At 63.0% G+C, this 19,041-nt stretch carries 18 protein-coding genes; 10 read left to right on the top strand and 8 right to left on the bottom strand.

What is annotated here, in order from left to right:
• The first annotated feature begins 23 nt into the window (after window positions 1-23).
• Window positions 24-716: a uracil-DNA glycosylase gene (gene ung / locus B9A31_RS13285; protein ID WP_016713682.1), complete on the top strand. Its 693-nt coding sequence runs from the start codon at window positions 24-26 to the stop codon at window positions 714-716.
• Between the two features lie 26 nt (window positions 717-742).
• Here the strand turns inward: ung and B9A31_RS13280 are convergent, their stop codons facing one another.
• From B9A31_RS13280 to B9A31_RS13260, 5 genes are all read right to left on the bottom strand, one after another.
• Window positions 743-1,774: an AbrB family transcriptional regulator gene (locus B9A31_RS13280; protein ID WP_027615405.1), complete on the bottom strand. Its 1,032-nt coding sequence runs from the start codon at window positions 1,772-1,774 to the stop codon at window positions 743-745.
• Window positions 1,767-3,281: a tripartite tricarboxylate transporter permease gene (locus tag B9A31_RS13275; protein WP_016713684.1), complete on the bottom strand. Its 1,515-nt coding sequence runs from the start codon at window positions 3,279-3,281 to the stop codon at window positions 1,767-1,769. The genes B9A31_RS13280 and B9A31_RS13275 overlap by 8 nt, the downstream gene beginning before the upstream one ends.
• Before the next feature lie 3 nt (window positions 3,282-3,284).
• Window positions 3,285-3,743, bottom strand: coding sequence for a tripartite tricarboxylate transporter TctB family protein (locus tag B9A31_RS13270; RefSeq protein WP_019097236.1), 459 nt, complete (start codon window positions 3,741-3,743; stop codon window positions 3,285-3,287).
• Between the two features lie 107 nt (window positions 3,744-3,850).
• Complete coding sequence (locus B9A31_RS13265; RefSeq protein WP_084297056.1) at window positions 3,851-4,846, bottom strand: Bug family tripartite tricarboxylate transporter substrate binding protein; 996 nt, start codon at window positions 4,844-4,846, stop codon at window positions 3,851-3,853.
• 32 nt (window positions 4,847-4,878) lie between these two features.
• Entirely contained in the window at window positions 4,879-6,168 is a 1,290-nt protein-coding gene (locus B9A31_RS13260) for an OprD family porin (RefSeq protein ID WP_016713687.1), read from the bottom strand.
• 201 nt (window positions 6,169-6,369) lie between these two features.
• Between B9A31_RS13260 and B9A31_RS13255 the strand changes: the two genes are divergently transcribed.
• Window positions 6,370-7,041 carry a response regulator gene (locus B9A31_RS13255; protein ID WP_016713688.1) on the top strand — a complete coding sequence of 224 codons (672 nt, stop codon included), beginning with the start codon at window positions 6,370-6,372 and terminating at the stop codon, window positions 7,039-7,041.
• Entirely contained in the window at window positions 7,034-8,413 is a 1,380-nt protein-coding gene (locus B9A31_RS13250; protein WP_016713689.1) for a sensor histidine kinase, read from the top strand. Before B9A31_RS13255 ends, B9A31_RS13250 begins: the two co-directional genes overlap by 8 nt.
• 62 nt (window positions 8,414-8,475) lie before the next feature.
• Here the strand turns inward: B9A31_RS13250 and B9A31_RS13245 are convergent, their stop codons facing one another.
• Complete coding sequence (locus B9A31_RS13245; protein ID WP_084297055.1) at window positions 8,476-9,282, bottom strand: HDOD domain-containing protein; 807 nt, start codon at window positions 9,280-9,282, stop codon at window positions 8,476-8,478.
• A 55-nt stretch (window positions 9,283-9,337) separates the two neighbouring features.
• Window positions 9,338-10,279, bottom strand: coding sequence for a CAF17-like 4Fe-4S cluster assembly/insertion protein YgfZ (locus B9A31_RS13240; RefSeq protein WP_084297054.1), 942 nt, complete (start codon window positions 10,277-10,279; stop codon window positions 9,338-9,340).
• 133 nt (window positions 10,280-10,412) lie between these two features.
• Here B9A31_RS13240 and B9A31_RS13235 point away from each other — a divergent pair, with 133 nt between their 5' ends.
• Together B9A31_RS13235 and B9A31_RS13230 are read left to right on the top strand one after the other, a co-directional pair.
• Entirely contained in the window at window positions 10,413-10,667 is a 255-nt protein-coding gene (locus B9A31_RS13235) for an FAD assembly factor SdhE (RefSeq protein ID WP_003252043.1), read from the top strand.
• Window positions 10,651-11,109, top strand: a complete 459-nt coding sequence (locus B9A31_RS13230; RefSeq protein WP_084297053.1) for a protein YgfX — start codon at window positions 10,651-10,653, stop codon at window positions 11,107-11,109. The genes B9A31_RS13235 and B9A31_RS13230 overlap by 17 nt, the downstream gene beginning before the upstream one ends.
• Window positions 11,110-11,227: 118 nt before the next feature.
• On the opposite strand, the gene nadB is transcribed toward B9A31_RS13230, so the two are convergent.
• Window positions 11,228-12,832: an L-aspartate oxidase gene (gene nadB, locus B9A31_RS13225; RefSeq protein ID WP_019097232.1), complete on the bottom strand. Its 1,605-nt coding sequence runs from the start codon at window positions 12,830-12,832 to the stop codon at window positions 11,228-11,230.
• Window positions 12,833-13,266: 434 nt separating this feature from the next.
• Between nadB and rpoE the strand changes: the two genes are divergently transcribed.
• The 5 genes from rpoE to lepA all read left to right on the top strand — a co-directional run bounded on the left by rpoE (window position 13,267) and on the right by lepA (window position 19,036).
• The gene (rpoE, locus tag B9A31_RS13220) at window positions 13,267-13,848 is read left to right on the top strand and encodes an RNA polymerase sigma factor RpoE (protein WP_003252049.1); all 582 of its coding nucleotides are present in this window, start codon (window positions 13,267-13,269) and stop codon (window positions 13,846-13,848) included.
• Window positions 13,849-13,879: 31 nt separating this feature from the next.
• On the top strand, window positions 13,880-14,470 hold the full coding sequence (locus B9A31_RS13215; protein ID WP_019097231.1) for a sigma-E factor negative regulatory protein: 591 nt from the start codon (window positions 13,880-13,882) through the stop codon (window positions 14,468-14,470).
• Window positions 14,471-14,482: 12 nt separating this feature from the next.
• Window positions 14,483-15,448, top strand: a complete 966-nt coding sequence (locus B9A31_RS13210) for a MucB/RseB C-terminal domain-containing protein (protein WP_027609162.1) — start codon at window positions 14,483-14,485, stop codon at window positions 15,446-15,448.
• Window positions 15,449-15,657: 209 nt separating this feature from the next.
• Entirely contained in the window at window positions 15,658-17,055 is a 1,398-nt protein-coding gene (locus tag B9A31_RS13205; RefSeq protein WP_371105074.1) for a DegQ family serine endoprotease, read from the top strand.
• Window positions 17,056-17,236: 181 nt separating this feature from the next.
• Complete coding sequence (lepA, locus tag B9A31_RS13200; RefSeq protein WP_025754588.1) at window positions 17,237-19,036, top strand: translation elongation factor 4; 1,800 nt, start codon at window positions 17,237-17,239, stop codon at window positions 19,034-19,036.
• The last annotated feature ends 5 nt before the right edge of the window (window positions 19,037-19,041 follow it).

Here is a 19,041-nt window from a genome sequence, read left to right as displayed (position 1 = left end):
CGCCATTGTTTACGGATGGCCCCATGACTGACGACGATCGCATCAAACTCGAACCCAGCTGGAAGGCCGCACTGCGCGCCGAATTCGACCAGCCCTACATGCATCAGCTGCGAGAGTTCCTGCGCAGCGAATATGCCGCCGGCAAGGAGATCTACCCGCCAGGGCCGCTGATCTTCAATGCACTCAACTCGACACCGCTGGACCAGGTGAAGGTGGTCATCCTTGGGCAGGACCCTTACCACGGGCCGGGCCAGGCGCATGGTCTGTGTTTCTCGGTGCAACCGGGCGTGGCCACGCCGCCGTCGCTGGTCAACATCTACAAGGAACTGCAGCGCGATCTGAACATCCCGATCGCCAGCCATGGCTACCTGCAAAGCTGGGCCGAGCAGGGTGTATTGCTGCTCAACACGACCATGACCGTGGAGCGAGCCAATGCGGCATCGCACGCCAAGAAGGGGTGGGAGTTCTTTACCGACCGGGTTATCCAGGTAGTCAGTGAGCAGTGCCCGAACGTGGTGTTCCTGCTGTGGGGTTCGCATGCGCAGAGCAAACAGAAGCTGATCGATGGGACCAAGCACCTGGTGCTGAAATCGGTGCATCCGTCGCCACTGTCGGCTTACCGTGGTTTCTTGGGTTGCGGGCATTTCAGCCGGACCAACAGCTTCCTTGAGCAGCGTGGCATGGCGCCGATCAACTGGGCGTTGCCGCCGCTTTGAGGATTACCGGGGCCGTGCAACGGCCCCTAGTGCTGGTTCCTTACCCAATACTTGAACAACGGCTCTGCCAAAAACAGCACGAACAGCAGGCGCATCACCTGCAGCGCCGTCACCAGCGGTACCGACAGTTGCAGGGTTTCTGCCGTCAGGCTCATTTCGGCAATTCCGCCCGGCATCATTCCCAGCGTCAGCGAACGCAAATCCAGCGCGGTCATCACGCTGAGTACCCACGCGGCACTGCCGGCAATCGCCATGCATAGCGCCGTGGCTAACAGCGTGCGCCCCAGGAACGACGGTGCGCGGCGGAAGAAGGCGCGGTTGAAGTGGCAAGCCAGGCCGCTGCCTATCAGCCACTGGCCGATCTGGCTGGCACCATTGGGCAGTGCGATTTGCAGGTTGCCGGCCAGGCTGACCGTGGCCGCTACCAGCAATGGCCCGAACAGCCATGGATTGGGCTGGCGCAAGCGTTGCCAGAGCAGCGCAACGGCACCGCCCAACGGCGCTATCAAGGCCAGCCAGCTCCAGCTGACGCTTCCCGCGTGGTTCAGCGGCACCCCGTCACCCAGCAAGAACTTGAACAGCGCCGGTACGCACAGCACCACCGCCAGCACCCGCAGGCTCTGCGCCGCAGCCACCTGGCTCAGTACCGCGCCGTTACGTGCGCCGAGGTTGACCATCTCCCCCGAGCCTCCTGGCATGCTGGCGAAAAAAGCCGTGGCGCGGTCTTCACCGGTCTTTCGCAACAGCCACACGCTGATCACGCTGGACAGGGTCGTGAACAGGGCGCCGAAGAAAATCAGCGCAAAATGGCTGCCCACCTGCTCGATCACCGCCGGGGTAAAGTGCAGGCCAATGCCGATGCCGATGATGCACTGCCCGCACTTGCGGCCGTTGGGTATCTCTGACAGTTGCCAGGGCGTCAGGCAGCGCACCAGGATGATGGCCAGCAGCGAGCCGACCATCCACGGCAAAGGCCAGCCGACCTTGCTGGCGATGTAACCGCCAGCAAGGCCGACCAGCCCGGTTGCGACAAACAACGGCAACCCGCGATCAGGCATCGGCCAGGGCCCGGCGCTGCTGGCTGCGTTTGCGCCAGATGCGAAGCAGCGGCAAGGCGAGCATCAGCACCACCAGCGCCCACACGCCCATGCTGATCGGGCTCGACCAGAGGATGCCCAGCTCACCGTTGGAAATCGACAGTGCGCGGCGCAGGTTCTGCTCCATCAGCCCGCCGAGAATGAAACCGAGCAGGATTGGCGACAGCGGGAAGTCCAGCTTGCGCAGGATGTAGCCCATGATGCCGATGCCGACCATCAGGAACAGGTCGAAGGTGGTGGCATGCACGGCGTACACGCCGATGGCGGTGATGATGGCGATCACCGGCACCAGCGCCCAGTTCGGCACGGCGAGGATGCGGGTGAAAATGCGGATCATCGGAATATTGAGGATCACCAGCATGATGTTGGCGATGAACAGCGAGGCGATCAGGCCCCAGACGATGTCTGGCTGCTGTTCGAACAGCAGTGGGCCGGGGGTGATGTTGTACAGGGTCAGGGCACCGATCATCACGGCGGTGGTGCCAGAGCCCGGCACACCCAGGGTCAGCATCGGCACCAGGGCGCCACAGCACGAAGCACCGATGGCGGTTTCCGGTGCGGCCAGGCCACGGGCATCGCCCTTGCCGAACTTGCCGCTTTCACCCGCCAGGCGCTTCTCGGTCATGTAGGCCACGGCACTGGCCAAGGTTGCGCCGGCGCCAGGCAGAACACCCATGATGAAACCAAGCAGACCGCAACGAATGTTCACCACGAACACCGAAGCCGCTTCCTTGAAGTTGAACAGCATGCGGCCGGTAGCCTTGACCGCCTGGTGGCCATGGTGGGTCTTTTCCAGCAGCAGGAGGATTTCGCTGATGGAGAACAGGCCCAGTACCAGCACCACGAACTGGATGCCGTCGGCCAGGTGCACGCTGTCACCGGTGAAGCGGTAGACGCCGCTGTTGGCGTCGATGCCGACCGCCGACAGGAACAGGCCGATCAGGGCGGCAATGAAGGTTTTCAGGGGCTTGTCACCGGCCATGCCACCCAGGGCGACGATGGCGAACACCATCAGCACGAAGTACTCCGCCGGGCCGAAAGCAATGGCCCATTTCGCCAGCAACGGCGCGAACAGCACCATGCCGCAGGTGGCGATGAAGGCACCGATGAACGAACTCCAGGCCGACAGCGACAGGGCCACGCCGGCCAAGCCCTGCCGGGCCATCGGGTAACCGTCGAGGGTGGTCATCACGGTCGAGGCCTCGCCCGGGATGTTCAGCAGGATCGAGCTGATACGCCCACCGTACTCGCAACCCAGGTACACCGCCGCCAGCAGGATCAGCGCCGACTCCGGTGGCAAGCCCAGGGCGAAGGCGATGGGAATCAGCAGGGCCACGCCGTTGATCGGGCCCAGGCCTGGCAGCAGGCCGACCACGGTACCGATCAGGGTGCCGGAGAGGGCGGTGACCAGGTTGTAGGGGGACAGGGCGACGCCGAAGCCCTGGCCCAGGTAGCTCAAGGTATCCATGTGTCAGTTCTCCAGTACGCTCAGCAGGCCAAGGGGCAGGGGCACGTCCATTACGCGGTCGAACAGCCAGTAGAGAAAGACGCTCATGCCGACCACCACCATGGCACTGTGCAGCCAGCGACCGCCGTACAGCCGGGCCATGGGCACACCGACCAGCATGGCGCTGAGAATGAAGCCCAAAGGCTCGAAGGTGGCGGCGAAAACAACCAGCAGGCCGACGCAGGCGGCAATCTTGGTCAGGGTTTCGCGGTCCAGTTCCGGTTCGTCGTCCTTGCGCACGATGGGCGTAGGGCGAAACACCAGGTACAGCAGGCCAAGGCTCATCAGGCCGAGCATCAGCAGCGGGTAGGCGCGTGGGCCGACCGGCTCATAGGAAAACGCCGCCTGGTAGGGCAATGCCATCACGGCCAGGGCGGCGCACACCGCCAGCAGGGCCAGGGCGAAGATGCGTTGCAGGATCATTGCAGAGTCCTCGTTTGGGGGAGCGGGCGTGCCCGCGAACACCGGCAAGGCCGGTGTCAGGCACCGCGGTGCCTGCTCCCCCAGGGATTGTGGTGAATCCGACAGGCTTACTGAATCAGCCCGAATTCCTTGGCCAATGCCTTGTAGTCAGCCACTTGCTTCTTCACATAGCCGTCCAGCTCTTCGCCGGTCATGGCGAACGGGAACAGCTCGCGCTGGTCACGCAGCTTGGCGAAGTCTTCCGAGGCCAGCATTTTGTCGAACGAAGCTTTCCACCAGGCGTAGTCCTCGTCGCTCACCTTTGGCCCCAGGTAGAAACCGCGTACCACCGGCCAGACAATGTCGTAGCCCTGTTCCTTGGCAGTGGGGATGTCTTTCATCTCGGGCTCGTCCAGGCGGTTTTCCGAGAACACCGCAAGGATGCGCATGTTGCCGCTCTGGATATGCGGCATGGAGTCGGAGATGTCGGTCGAGCCAACCTGGATATGGCCACCCAGCAACGCCGTGGCAATTTCGCCACCGCCTTCCAGGGCCACGTAGCGCAGGTCACGCGGGTTGATGCCGGCAGCCTTGGCGATCAGGGCGGTCTGCATCCAGTCCTGGCTGCCCACGGTCCCGCCAGAGCCGATCACCACTTTGCTCGGGTCTTTCTTCAGCGCGGCGACCAGGTCATCGAGGGTTTTATAAGGGGAGTCGCTTTTCACCGCGATGGCGCCATAGCTGGTACCGACAGCGGCCAGCCACTTCACCGCGTTCTCGTCAAAGCGGCCGAACTTGCCTTGTGCCAGGTTCAGCAGCGAACCACTGGACCACGCCACCAAGGTGCCGGCATCGGCCGGGCGTTGGGCGACCACGGCGTTGTAGGCCACCGCGCCGACACCGCCGGGCATGTAGGTGACGCGCATCGGCTTGCTGAGGATTTTTTCCTGCACCAGGGCGCTTTGCACCAGGGCGCTTTGCACCAGTTTGCAGGTCAGGTCGAAGCCGCCGCCGGGTGAGGCGGGGGCGATGCATTCGGGGCGTTTCGGTTCGGCAGCGAGGGCATTGCCGGCCAACAGCAGGCAGCCGGTAGCGAGGACGAGGCGGCGCAGTGAAAAGGTCATCGTCTATCTCCGTGAGCGTTGTTGTTATTGGGTTACCACAGGGCGACGCTGTAGCTCACCAGCAGCCGCACTTCGTCCGCGTCACGGGCGAAGTTGGAGCGGAAGGTGGCGTTGCGCAGGCGCACGGCGACGTTCTTCAACGGGCCGCTTTGTACCACGTACTTGAGCTCGGTGTTGCGTTCCCACTCCTTGCCCTCGCCGCCAGCGGCGCGGCTGACGTTGTCGCCGCTGATGTAGCGGGTCATGAAGGTCAGGCCGGGCACGCCGAGTGCGGCGAAGTTGTAGTCGTAGCGCGCTTGCCAGGAGCGCTCGTCGGCGCCGGCGAAGTCGTTGATCTGGACGAAGTTGACCAGGTAAGGGTCGGCACCATCGACATACGGGAAGGCGCTGTCCCCTGACAGCTGCTGCCAGGCGGCGCTGACCTTGTGCCCGCCCAGGGCGTAGCTGAGCATGCCGTTGACGGTGGTGTTGTCGATGTTGCCCGCCTTGGCCGCACCGGCGTCGTCGCTCACGGCCAGGCGCAGGTCGGCGCCGAAGGTGCCCGGGCCCCACGGCTGGGTGGCGACCATGCCGATGAAGTGCTGGCGGTAGATGTCGTCGAGCTGGGCGAAGTGATAGCTGCCGGTGATGCGGTCGGTGAACTGGTAGTCCAGCCCGCCCAGGGCCAGGTTGTCGGCGCTGAAGCTGCCACCGAAGCGGCCGTTCTTGTTGTTCAGCGCCAGGTCTTCCCAGTTGGTGTCGTTGCGGTCCTTGGCCTTGTCCAGGCGACCGCCAGTGAAGGTCAGGCCCTTGATTTCCTTCGAGGTGAGCAGGCCGCCTTCGAACGTTTGCGGCAGGATGCGCCCGTCGTTGGGCTGCAGGGTTGGCAGCTCGGGGATCAGGGTGCCGATCTTCAGTTCGGTCTGGGAAATCTTCACCTTACCGGTCAGGCCGAGTTTGGAATACTCATCGGCGGCCTTGCCATCATCGTGGGTCGGCAACAGGCCGGTGTCGGTGCGGTCGGGGCTGGAATCGAGCTTGATGCCGAGCATGCCCAGTGCATCCAGGCCAAAGCCTACGGTGCCATCGGTGTAGCCGGACTCGAAGTTGAGGATGAAGCCCTGGGCCCACTCGTCGCGCTTGGATTGCTGCGCGCTGGTGCCGTCGCGGAAGTCGCGGTTGAAGTACATGTTGCGGGTTTCGAAGGTGGCTGTGCTGTCTTCGAAGAAGGCGGCCTGGCTCATCGGGGCGACACCGGCAAGCGCAAGGGCGCTGGCGATGGCGGAGGGGCGTGCGGCAAAGGAACGGGTAGGCGCGAACGCCTGCGGCTGCGATGACAGCATCGTCGATGACTCCGTTTATTGTTCTTATTCGTTGCACCTTGCTGGTGCTTTTTTCGGCGCGAAGGGCGACCGTGGTGCGATGCTAGGTAACGAACCTTTCGCTAACCTTTCAGCGTGAAAGGTTTGTTACGAGGGGCTTCACAGGCTTGGCGACAGCGGTACACTCCGCGCCAACCGCCCCACCCGAGCAGGGAGAATCCGATGCGTGTGCTGCTGGTCGAAGACCATCTGCAACTGGCCGAAAGCGTGGCCCAGGCCTTGAAAAGCCACGGCCTGACCGTGGATGTGCTGCATGACGGCGTGGCTGCCGACCTGGCCCTGGCCAGCGAGGAATACGCTGTCGCCGTGCTGGATGTCGGCTTGCCGCGCATGGATGGCTTTGAGGTGCTGGCGCGCCTGCGCGGCCGTGGCAAGACGGTGCCGGTGCTGATGCTGACCGCGCGCAGCGACGTCAAGGACCGGGTTCATGGCCTGAACCTGGGGGCAGACGACTACCTGGCCAAACCGTTCGAGCTGACCGAGCTGGAAGCACGGGTCAAGGCCTTGCTGCGCCGCAGTGTGCTCGGTGGCGAGCGCCAGCAACGTTGCGGGCCGCTGGTCTACGACCTGGATACCCGGCGCTTTGCCCTTGGCGACGACAACCTGACCCTGACGTCGCGCGAGCAAAGCGTGCTGGAAGCGCTGATCGCACGCCCGGGTCGGGTGATGAGCAAAGAGCAACTGGCTGCCCAGGTGTTCGGCCTGGATGAAGAAGCCAGCCCGGATGCCATCGAAATCTATATCCACCGGCTGCGCAAAAAGCTCGACGGCCACCCGGTGGCCATTGTCACTTTCCGTGGGCTGGGCTACCTGCTAGAGCACCGCGATGCGTGACAACGGCAGCTTGCGCGGGCGCCTGCTGGGCAACCTGGCCCTGCTGCTGGTGGTGCTGATGCTGGCCAGCGGCCTGAGCGCCTACTGGAATGGCCGTGAGGCCGCCGATACCGCCTACGACCGCACCCTGCTGGCCTCGGCGCGCACCATCGCCGCTGGCCTGTCGCAGCGTGACGGCTCGCTGAGCGCGGATGTGCCCTACGTGGCTTTGGACACGTTCGCTTACGACAGCGCCGGGCGCATCTACTACCAGGTGCTGGACATCAAACAGCGGCTGATCTCCGGCTACGAGAACCTGCCACCGCCGCCGCCCGGCACGCCGCGCACTGACGATTACCCGGCGCTTGCGCGGTTCTACAACGCCACCTACCTGGGCCAGGATGTGCGGGTGGTCAGCCTGCTGAAGGCAGTGACCGAGCCGAACATGAACGGCATGGCGGAAATCCGCGTGGCCGAGACGGAAGAGGCGCGGGTGCGCATGGCCCGTGGGCTGATGGCCGACACCCTGTTGCGCCTGGGTATGCTGGCGCTGGGGGCGTTGGTGATGGTGTGGTTTGCCGTGAGTGCGGCGTTGCGGCCATTGGAGCGCCTGCGCACGGCGGTGGAAGAGCGCCAGCCAGATGACTTGCGGGCCTTGCCGGTGGTGCAGGTGCAGCGTGAGCTCGGCCCGCTGGTGCGAGCCTTGAACCACTTTACCGAGCGCCTGCGCGGCCAGTTCGAGCGCCAGGCGCAGTTCATTGCCGATGCCGCCCATGAATTGCGTACGCCGCTGGCTGCCTTGAAGGCGCGGGTGGAGCTGGGCCTTCGCTCCTCCGAGCCGCAAGCGTGGCGGCAGACGCTGGAATCTGCGGCACAAGGCACTGACCGCCTGACCCACCTGGCTAACCAGCTGTTATCGTTGGCACGGGTGGAGAACGGAGCACGGGCAATTGCCGAGGGCGGCGCGCAGCGCCTGGACCTGAGCCAGCTGGCCCGTGAGTTGGGTATGGCCATGGCCCCGTTGGCACACAAACGCGGCGTTGCGCTGGCCCTGGAGGCCGAGGCGCCGGTGTGGCTGAAGGGTGAGCCGACGCTGCTCAACGAGCTGTTGAGCAACCTGGTGGACAATGCCCTGGCGCACACGCCAGAGGGTGGCAATGTGATCTTGCGGGTGGTGGCGCCGGCGGTGCTGGAGGTGGAAGACGACGGGCCGGGTATTCCCGAGGCTGAGCGTGAGCGGGTGTTCGAGCGGTTCTACCGGCGCAGTGCGCAAGGGAGCGGGCTTGGGCTGGCGATTGTCGGTGAGATCTGCCGGGCGCACCTGGCGCAGGTAAGCCTGCATGATGGCGAGAACGGCGGGCTGCGGGTGCGGGTGAGTTTTATCGCCGATTGATGTGTTGCTGTTCTGGCCCTATCGCCGGCAAGCCAGATAGGGCCAGAACAGGCTGGCACTGCTCAGCGGAACATGCTCCGCGCTTCAAGCAGCTCTTCCACCTCCAGCTCAGTACCAAACGGCAACCCCAGGTGGCGATAAGCCGGCAGCGCCGCCAATGGCCGATGGCGCCCGCGCTGGCTGATGCAGCGGGCGATCTGCACGATATCGATGTAATCGACCTTGTCAGTCTGCCGGTCCAGGTCCTGAACCTGGCTGGGCAGGTTGACCAGTTGCTCCGGAAACTCCCAGGCCTTGAGGATCTTGTCCCCCAGCACCGGCTGGATCTGCTCTATCACGTAATGCAGGCAAACCGGGTCGGACAGCAGTTCGTTGTGCTCTTCGGCGTAAATGAGTACCGGCAGTGCGCCAATCTGGTTGACCAGCCCACCCAAGGTAGCCTGATCGGGCTTGAGGTGCGTGTAGCGCTTGCAGATTTCGTAGCTGATACCCGCAACTTCCAGGCTGTTGGCCCAGATGTCGCGCAGTTTTTGTTCAACGGCCGGCGCGCGAGCATGGAAAATCTGCTCGATCACCAGACCAATGGCCAGGTTGCAGCTGTAATTGATGCCCAGCCGCGTGATGGCAGTGTGCAGGTCGGTGACCTCGACCGCTGCACGCAGCAGCGGGCTGTTGACTACCTTTATCAGGCGCGCAGAAAGGGCCGCATCGCGACCGATCACCTTGCTCAGGGCCGCTACGCTGATCTCGCTGTCTTCCGCTGCTTCGCGGATGCTCAAGGCAACCTCTGGCAGGGTCGGCAGGACCAGGTCATCCTTTTCGATGGCATCGAGCAACTGTGCTTGAACCATCTCGGCCAGCTTGTTCATGGGCGTGTCTACCGCAGTGGTGGTGCGGCCCCGCCACAAGGGCGGGGCAGGCTGGTCAGCGCTGGATTTCCCGGTCGCGGTCCAGTTCGTAAGGCAGGGTCAGTACCTGCAGGCGCGGGCCTTCCAGGCTCCCCAGGTGCAGGTTGTCATCTTCAACTGCCTCGGCGCTGAGCACCGCAAGCAGTTCACAGCCTGCGCCGTTGCCAGCAGCAATGATCACTTCACCGACCGACGAACCATGGGTGGGCGAGAAAATTTCGGCGCCCGGCGCCGGGATGGCCTGCTGGTCCAGTGCCAGACGGTACTGGCGGCGCTTGAGCTTGCCCAGGTACTGCATGCGGGCGACGATTTCCTGGCCGGTGTAGCAGCCTTTCTTGAAGCTGACACCATCGACGGCTTGCAGGTTGATCATCTGCGGGATGAACAGCTCACGGGTCGGCCCCATGACCTGGCCGATACCGGCGCGAACCTGCCCAAGCAGCCAGTCGTTGAGACTGCCCTCGGGCAGGGCGCCGACGAGGGCCTGGCGCACGCTGTCGGCGTTGTCTGCCGGCACCCACAGTTCTACGCGGCCTGCAGAAACGGCAATGGCAATCAGGCCCTCATGGCGTACGGTGCTGCCGGCAACTGCGGGCACGTCGAGCCCCAGCGCCTGCAGCGCAGCGTCGCCACCTTGCAGGCCAAAGCGTGCCCAGGCGGCGCTTTCATCGGTCAGCGTGGCCTTGGAGAACACGGCGTACTTTTTCAGGTCGGCCAGTTGCGCATCGAGCAGTTCACTGGCCATGGCCAGCAGGTAGCCGTTGCCTTCAGGCAGGATGCGGAAGCTGGACTGCATGCGCCCCTTGACCATGCAGCGGGCGCCGAGGCTGGCGTGTTCCTGGCTGAGGTAGTTGATGTTGCAAGTCAGCTGGCCTTGCAGGAACTTGCCTGCATCGGAGCCGCGGACGGCGAGGATGCCCTCGTGGGACAGGGGGCAGAAGAAAGCGGAATCGGCCATGGGTCATCGCGGTGGCTAAAGACTGGCGGCCATCATAGAACGCCGGTAACAAAATAGGTAGGTGACTAGACCAACGCCCGGTGTCGCTTCGCGTGCCTGGCTGTATACTGGCGGGCCATTCGAGGAGGGCCCCATGGTCGAACAAACTGAACTCAACCGGCTTTTCTGGCACAGCCGCCGTGGCATGCTGGAACTGGACGTGCTGCTGGTGCCTTTCACCCAGGAAGTCTACCCCACCCTCAACGAGACCGACCGCGAACTGTACGTGCGTCTGTTGAGCTGCGAGGATCAGGACATGTTCGGCTGGTTCATGGAGCGCACCGAGTCTGAAGACCCGGAGCTGCAGCGCATGGTTCGCATCATCCTGGACCGTGTCCAGCCCAAGTGAGTGCTTCGAGTGCCGCTGGCAAGGCTCACGCCTGCTGCTAGCGGCCTATCTGGTGTGCCAGGTACTGGCGTGGCTTGCCGTGTGGGCGAGCCCGCTGCCTGGGTGGCTCGCCTTCTCTGTTGTCACCCTCTGTATTGCCCACGCTGGCTGGGCCATTCCCCGACGTATCCTGTTGATGCATGAGCATGCCGTTGTTGGCTTGCGCCGTGATGTGCGTGGCTGGCAGGTGCTCAGCCGTGCCCGTGGCTGGCAGCCGGTGCGCTTGTGCCGGGACAGCGTGGCGCTGCCGGGGCTGGTGGTGTTGCGCTTTGAGCGGGTGGGGCGGTGGCTGGGGGAGAGCCAGTGCATAGCGCGGGATGCGTTGGGGGCGGATGAGCATCGGCGCTTGCGGGTAAGGTTGAAGTTCAGCAGGCGCAGGTGGGCAGAAGTGGCCCGCACATAGTTACAGACCGGGTTGGCTTCTTCGCGGGCTTGCCCGCTCCCACAGGTACTGCGCAAGGCTGCAAGGCAGTGGAGCTCCTGTGGGAGCGGGCGAGCCCGCGAAGGCCGCGACGCCGATCTCAGAGCGGACTAAGAATGGTGTCCTTGGCCTCGTCCAGCATCCCAGGGTAGTCCAGGGTGTAATGCAGCCCACGGCTTTCCTTGCGTTGCATGGCCGACAGGATCATCAACTCGGCAACCTGCGCCAGGTTGCGCAGTTCGATCAAGTCGCGGCTGACCTTGTAGTTGCTGTAGAACTCGTCAATTTCATCCAGCAGCAGGCGAATGCGATGCTGCGCGCGTTGCAGGCGTTTGCTGGTGCGCACGATGCCGACGTAGTCCCACATGAAACGCCGCAGTTCGTCCCAGTTGTGCGCAATGATCACGTCTTCGTCCGAGTCGGTGACCTGGCTGGCGTCCCAACCCGGCAGGGCCTTGGGCATGGCCACTGCCTCCAGGTTCGCCTCGATGTCGGCAGCGGCGGCCCGGCCATAGACGAAGCATTCCAGCAATGAGTTGCTGGCCATGCGGTTGGCGCCGTGCAGGCCGGTGAAGCTGGTTTCGCCGATCGCGTACAAGCCCGGTACGTCGGTGTGACCACGGTCGTCGACCATCACCCCGCCGCAGGTGTAGTGCGCGGCAGGCACCACCGGGATCGGTTGGCGGGTGATGTCGATGCCAAATGCCAGGCAGCGCTCGTACACGGTGGGGAAATGGCTCTTGATGAAGTCTGCCGGCTTGTGGGTGATGTCCAGGTAGACGCAGTCCACGCCCAGGCGCTTCATCTCATGGTCGATGGCGCGGGCCACGATGTCGCGCGGGGCCAGTTCTTCGCGTGGGTCGAAGCGTGGCATGAAGCGTTCGCCGTTGGGCAGGCGCAGCAGCGCGCCTTCGCCGCGCAGGGCTTCGGTGACCAGGAAGCTCTTGGCCTGCGGGTGGTACAGGCAGGTCGGGTGGAACTGGTTGAACTCAAGGTTGGCCACCCGGCAACCCGCCCGCCAGGCCATGGCGATACCGTCACCGCAAGCGCCATCGGGGTTGCTGGTATAGAGGTAGACCTTGGCCGCGCCACCGGTGGCCAGCACGGTGAAACGTGCGCCGAAGGTGTCTACCTCGCCGGTATTGCGGTTTAACACATAGGCGCCCAGGCAGCGTTCGCCAGGCAGGCCCAAGCGGCGTTCGGTGATCAGGTCGACCGCTACACGTTGTTCCAGCAGCTGTATGTTCGGGCGCAGGCGAGCCTGCTGCAGAAGCGTAGTGAAAATGGCCGCGCCGGTCGCATCGGCGGCGTGGATGATGCGCCGGTGGCTATGGCCGCCCTCACGGGTGAGATGAAACTCGAAACCGCCGTCATCAACGCTGTAGTGCTCGTCGCGGGTAAAGGGCACGCCTTGCTCGATCAGCCATTGAATGGCTTCCCGGCTGTGCTCGACGGTAAAGCGCACCGCCTCTTCGTTGCACAGGCCGCCGCCGGCATTGAGGGTGTCCTCGACATGCGACTGCACGGTATCGGTGTTGTCGAGCACCGCAGCGACCCCGCCCTGGGCCCAGAAGGTCGAGCCGTTGGCCAGGTCGCCCTTGCTGAGCACCGCAACGCGCAGGTGGCTGGGAAGGTTAAGTGCCAGGCTGAGACCGGCGGCACCGCTGCCGATCACCAGGACATCATGTTGGAATTGTTGGCTCATGTCGGGACACTAGTAATCTTTGGAAGGGGCACGGCACAATAGTCACGCGCAGATGGCATTGTGAAACTATCGTTAAACTTGGCCGGGATGCCTTTATAGCAGCCCGGGGTGGCCAATTTCCATGCCACTTGCCAGGTTGCGGCAACCTTTGTGGGAACTTTCCGGCATGGCCGGAAATCCTATGAAGGCTGCCCGCACGCCACAATTTGCCGCGGCGACGCAGGGTGGCAGGCCTGTCCGGGCTGTCTCTGCGTATTCGAAACCTGATTATTGACGTAGCCGGCCGTGACCGCGCCGCGTCTTTCGTGCAAGCCGACCAAGGGCTGCAGGAAACTTGCTTGGAGGGGAGAACTTTTGCGTAAAGCCCGAGTCTATGGTTGCAAGCCTGATCGATGGCTGTTGCAACGCTCCTTCGAGTTCACCGAGGAGTGTTCATGCTAACCCAGGAAGAGGATCAGCAGCTTGTCGAGCGCGTTCAGCGCGGCGACAGGCGAGCGTTCGATCTGTTGGTGCTGAAGTATCAGCACAAGATTCTCGGGTTGATCGTGCGGTTCGTTCACGATACCCACGAAGCCCAGGATGTGGCGCAGGAAGCCTTTATCAAGGCCTACCGTGCGCTTGGCAATTTTCGCGGTGACAGTGCGTTTTATACCTGGCTGTACCGTATCGCCATCAACACGGCGAAGAATTACCTGGTGTCCCGTGGAAGACGGCCGCCAGACAGTGATGTGAGCTCCGAGGATGCGGAGTTTTACGACGGCGATCATGGCCTCAAGGATCTCGAGTCCCCAGAGCGCTCGTTGTTGCGGGATGAAATCGAAGGCACCGTCCATCGCACCATCCAGCAACTGCCCGAAGACCTGCGCACGGCACTGACCCTGCGCGAGTTCGACGGGCTGAGTTACGAAGACATTGCCAGTGTCATGCAATGTCCGGTGGGTACCGTGCGCTCTCGAATCTTTCGCGCTCGGGAGGCCATAGACAAAGCCCTGCAGCCGTTGTTGCAGGAAACCTGAGACAGCGGCGACAGCCAAGAGAGGAACCACCATGAGTCGTGAAGCTTTGCAGGAATCGCTGTCCGCGGTGATGGATAACGAAGCGGACGAACTGGAATTGCGTCGGGTGTTGAACGCCGTCGACGATGCCGAAGCCCGTGCCACCTGGTCGCGTTACCAGGTGGCCCGTGCAGCCATGCACAAGGAGCTGCTGCTGCCTAACCTGGATATCGCCTCGGCGGTGTCTGCTGCGCTGGCTGACGAAGCGGTCCCGGCCAAGGTCAAGAAAGGCCCGTGGCGCAGCATTGGCCGCCTGGCTGTAGCGGCTTCGGTCACCGTTGCGGTGCTCGCTGGTGTACGCATGTACAACCAGGACGAAATCACCGGTGCGGAGCTTGCAGCCCAGCAGCCTGCCCAGCAAGGCCTGAGCGTGCCACAAGCACAAGGCCCGGCCGTTTTGGCAGGCTATAGTGAGAGCAGCGAGCAACCGACCGGGCCAATGGCCAACGGCGTGCTGCAGAACCAGGCCGGCTGGGATCAGCGTCTGCCAGGCTACCTGCGCCAGCATGCCCAGGAATCTGCGCTCAAGGGCACTGAAACCGCATTGCCTTATGCCCGCGCTGCCAGCCTGGAAAACCGTTAAGTAAGGAGGATCATGCGCGCGCTACCTCTGTTGTCGCTGCTGATTGGCAGCTGCATGATGGTGCCAGCATTGGCGGCCAATTCCTCGCCCCAGGCGAGTGAGTGGCTGAACAAGCTGGCACAGGCCGAGCAAAAGCAGAGCTACCAAGGCTCTTTCGTCTACGAGCGCAACGGCAGCTTCTCTTCCCACGATATCTGGCACCGGGTCGAGGACGGCAAGGTCAGCGAGCGGCTGCTGCAGCTCGATGGCGCCGCCCAGGAAATCGTGCGTGTGGATGGGAAGGTGGAGTGTGTCAGTGGGGCCTTGGTGAGCAGTGTCACGGCACCGCCAGACACCGCACCGCGTGTGCTTGATCCGCTGAAACTGATGGGCTGGTACGATTTGAGCGTGGCTGGCAAGTCACGGGTCGCAGGGCGCGACGCCGTGATCGTGACGCTCACACCCCGCGACCAGCACCGCTATGCCTTCGAACTGCACCTGGACCGTAATACCGGCCTGCCACTGCGCTCGTTGATGCTCAACGACAAAGGGCAGTTGCTGGAGCGCTTCCAGATGACCCGCCTCGATACCGACGAGCCGCCTGGCGACGATGACTTGCGCCCCAGCGCTACCTGCAAGCCTGTGCAGCATGGCGGGCCCGTCAGCAATGACAGCGTTGCTGGCTGGCGCTCGGATTGGCTGCCGCCCGGGTTCGAACTGGTTAACAGCTCGGTGAGCCGCGACCCCAAACACAAAAGTTCGGTCAGCAGCCTGATGTATGACGATGGCCTCGCACGTTTTTCCGTGTTCCTCGAACCTGTGAACGATGACGGTGGCACCGATATGCGCACCCAGCTCGGCCCGACTTCGGCCGTTTCGCGTCGCCTGAATACGCCAAAGGGCAAGGTGATGGTGACCGTGGTGGGCGAAATTCCGCTCGGTACGGCAGAACGCGTCGCTTTGTCGATGCGCCCTCAGGATGCCCAGGCGCGCCAGTGATGGCGCGCGTTTGAGGGCCGTGCCAAGGCAGGCGGACATACGGCTGAAATGAAATTAAAGCATTGTCATTTGCAATCCACCGGCAAATTTTCTATAGGTCAGGCTTTCAGGAGCCTGGCCTTTCCTGCTTTGTGCAGGGGCCTTTCTAAACTACCGCTCGTTGTGACGGGAGCCGTATGTCAATACCACGCTTGAAATCCTACCTAACGATGTTCGCCGCCGTGCTGATGCTTGGCCAGGTGCTCACCGCCCAGGCCGAGGAAGCCCTGCCGGACTTCACCACCCTCGTCGAGCAGGCCTCGCCGGCCGTGGTCAACATCAGTACCAAGCAGAAGCTGCCCGACCGCGTCGCCGCCGGGCAGATGCCGGACCTGGAAGGCCTGCCGCCGATGTTCCGCGAGTTCTTCGAGCGCAACATGCCGCAGCAGCCGCGTTCGCCGCGGGGTGACCGCCAGCGCGAGGCGCAGTCGCTGGGCTCGGGCTTCATCATTTCCAGCGATGGCTACGTGCTGACCAACAACCATGTGGTGGCCGATGCCGACGAGATCATCGTCCGCCTGTCGGACCGCAGCGAGCTGCAGGCCAAGCTGGTCGGCACCGACCCGCGCACCGACGTGGCTCTGCTCAAGGTCGAAGGCAAGAACCTGCCGACGGTCAAGTTGGGTGACTCCGAGAAACTCAAGGTGGGCGAATGGGTATTGGCCATCGGTTCGCCGTTCGGCTTCGACCATTCGGTGACCAAAGGCATCGTCAGCGCCAAGGGCCGTACCTTGCCAAACGACACCTATGTACCGTTCATCCAGACTGACGTGGCCATCAACCCGGGTAACTCCGGCGGCCCGCTGTTCAACATGAAGGGCGAGGTGGTGGGTATCAACTCGCAGATCTTCACCCGCTCCGGTGGCTTCATGGGCCTGTCATTCGCCATCCCGATCGATGTGGCGATCGATGTGTCCAACCAGCTGAAGAAAGACGGTAAGGTCAGCCGCGGCTGGCTGGGCGTGGTCATTCAGGAGGTCAACAAGGACCTGGCGGAATCCTTCGGTCTGGAAAAACCGGCCGGTGCCCTGGTGGCCCAGGTGCTGGAAAACGGCCCGGCAGCCAAGGGCGGCCTGCAGGTGGGCGACGTGATCCTGAGCATGAACGGCCAGCCAATCGTCATGTCGGCCGACCTGCCACACCTGGTGGGCGGCCTCAAGGATGGCGAGAAGGCCAAGCTGGAAATCATCCGCAACGGCAAGCGCCAGACCCTGGACATCAGCGTCGGCGCGCTGCCGGACGATGATGCCGACATCGGCACCGGTGCCGATGGCAGTGCCGAGCGCAGCAGTAACCGTCTGGGTGTGTCGGTCGCCGACCTGACCGCCGAGCAGAAGAAATCCCTGGAGCTCAAAGGCGGTGTGGTCATCAAGGAAGTGCAGGATGGCCCGGCAGCGCTGATCGGTCTGCGTCCGGGTGATGTCATCAGCCACCTGAACAACCAGGCCATCGGTTCGGCCAAAGAGTTCACCGAAATCGCCAAGGAGCTGCCGAAGAACCGTTCGGTGTCGATGCGCGTGCTGCGTCAGGGCCGCGCCAGCTTCATCACCTTCAAGCTCGCTGAATAAGCGGCCTGGAAAGGGAAAAAGGGCAGCTACGGCTGCCCTTTTTCATGATTATTCACAATTGGACGGTGGATTGCTGTGTACAGTCGGACAGAGGAATCTCCCATATCCCGGCAGCTTGAGGTACAATTCCCGGCTATTTTTCGGCGGGCGTCCGGCTCGCAGCCTTTTCGAGTGTTGACCCGTGAGTGATTTGAGTCATATCCGCAATTTCTCCATCATCGCCCACATCGACCATGGCAAGTCGACGCTGGCCGACCGTTTCATCCAGATGTGCGGTGGCCTGTCGGCACGCGAAATGGAAGCCCAGGTGCTTGATTCCATGGACCTGGAGCGTGAACGCGGTATTACCATCAAGGCCCACAGCGTCACGCTGCACTACAAGGCGCAGGACGGCAAGACCTACCAGTTGAACTTCATTGACACCCCCGGCCACGTCGACTTCACCTACGAAGTCTCGCGCTCGCTGGCGGCCTGTGAAGGTGCTCTGCTGGTCGTCGACGCCGGCCAGGGCGTGGAGGCCCAGTCCGTGGCCAACTGCTACACCGCCATCGAGCAGGGCCTGGAGGTCATGCCGGTGCTGAACAAGATGGACCTGCCCCAGGCCGACCCGGACCGCGTCAAGGACGAGATCGAGAAGATCATCGGCATCGACGCTACCGACGCGGTGGCCTGCAGTGCCAAAAGCGGCATGGGCGTGGACGAGGTGCTCGAGCGCCTGGTGCACTCCATTCCTGCACCCGAGGGCGAGATCGATGCGCCGCTGCAAGCGCTGATCATCGACTCCTGGTTCGACAACTACCTGGGCGTGGTCTCGCTGGTGCGCGTGCGCCAGGGCCGCGTCAAGAAGGGTGACAAGATCCTGGTCAAGTCCACCGGCAAGGTGCACCTGGTCGACAGCGTGGGTGTATTCACCCCGAAACACACCCAGACCGCAGACCTGAAAGCCGGCGAAGTAGGCTTCATCATCGCCAGCATCAAGGACATTCACGGTGCCCCTGTGGGTGACACCCTGACCCTGTCCTCGACCCCTGAGGTCGAAGTGCTGCCAGGCTTCAAGAAGATCCAGCCGCAGGTTTACGCCGGCCTGTTCCCGGTCAGCTCCGACGACTTCGAAGACTTCCGCGATGCCCTGCAGAAGCTGACCCTGAACGACTCGTCGCTGCAGTACATGCCGGAAAGCTCTGACGCCCTGGGCTTCGGCTTCCGTTGCGGCTTCCTTGGCATGCTGCACATGGAGATCATCCAGGAGCGCCTGGAGCGCGAATACGACCTGGACCTGATCACCACCGCACCTAGCGTGATCTACGAGCTGGAGCTGAAAACCGGCGAAACCATCGTTGTCGACAACCCGTCGAAGCTGCCAGACGTATCGGCTGTGGCCGACTTCCGTGAGCCGATCGTCACCGCGACCATTCTGGTACCGCAAGAGCACCTGGGTAACGTCATCACCCTGTGCATCGAGAAGCGTGGCGTGCAGCGCGACATGCAGTTCCTCGGCAGCCAGGTTCAGGTGCGTTACGACATGCCGATGAACGAAGTGGTACTGGACTTCTTCGACCGCCTCAAGTCCACCAGCCGCGGCTATGCTTCGCTGGACTATCATTTCGACCGCTACCAGTCGGCCAACCTGGTCAAGCTGGATGTACTGATCAACGGCGACAAGGTCGATGCTTTGGCATTGATCGTGCACCGCGACAACGCGGCCTACAAAGGCCGTGCGTTGACCGAAAAGATGAAGGAACTGATCCCTCGGCAGATGTTCGACGTGGCGATCCAGGCAGCTATCGGCGGCCAGATCATCGCCCGGACAACCGTCAAGGCGCTCAGAAAGAACGTACTGGCTAAGTGCTACGGTGGTGACGTCAGCCGTAAGAAGAAACTGCTGGAGAAGCAGAAGGCCGGTAAGAAACGCATGAAACAGGTGGGCAACGTGGAGATTCCACAAGAAGCCTTCCTCGCCGTGCTCAGGTTGGATAGCTAGGTCCT

Source organism: Pseudomonas sp. URIL14HWK12:I5 (assembly GCF_900176445.1).
Lineage (GTDB): Bacteria > Pseudomonadota > Gammaproteobacteria > Pseudomonadales > Pseudomonadaceae > Aquipseudomonas > Aquipseudomonas monteilii.
The sequence above is the reverse complement of the archived record's forward strand: the minus strand, read 5'-3'. Positions and strand labels throughout refer to the sequence as shown.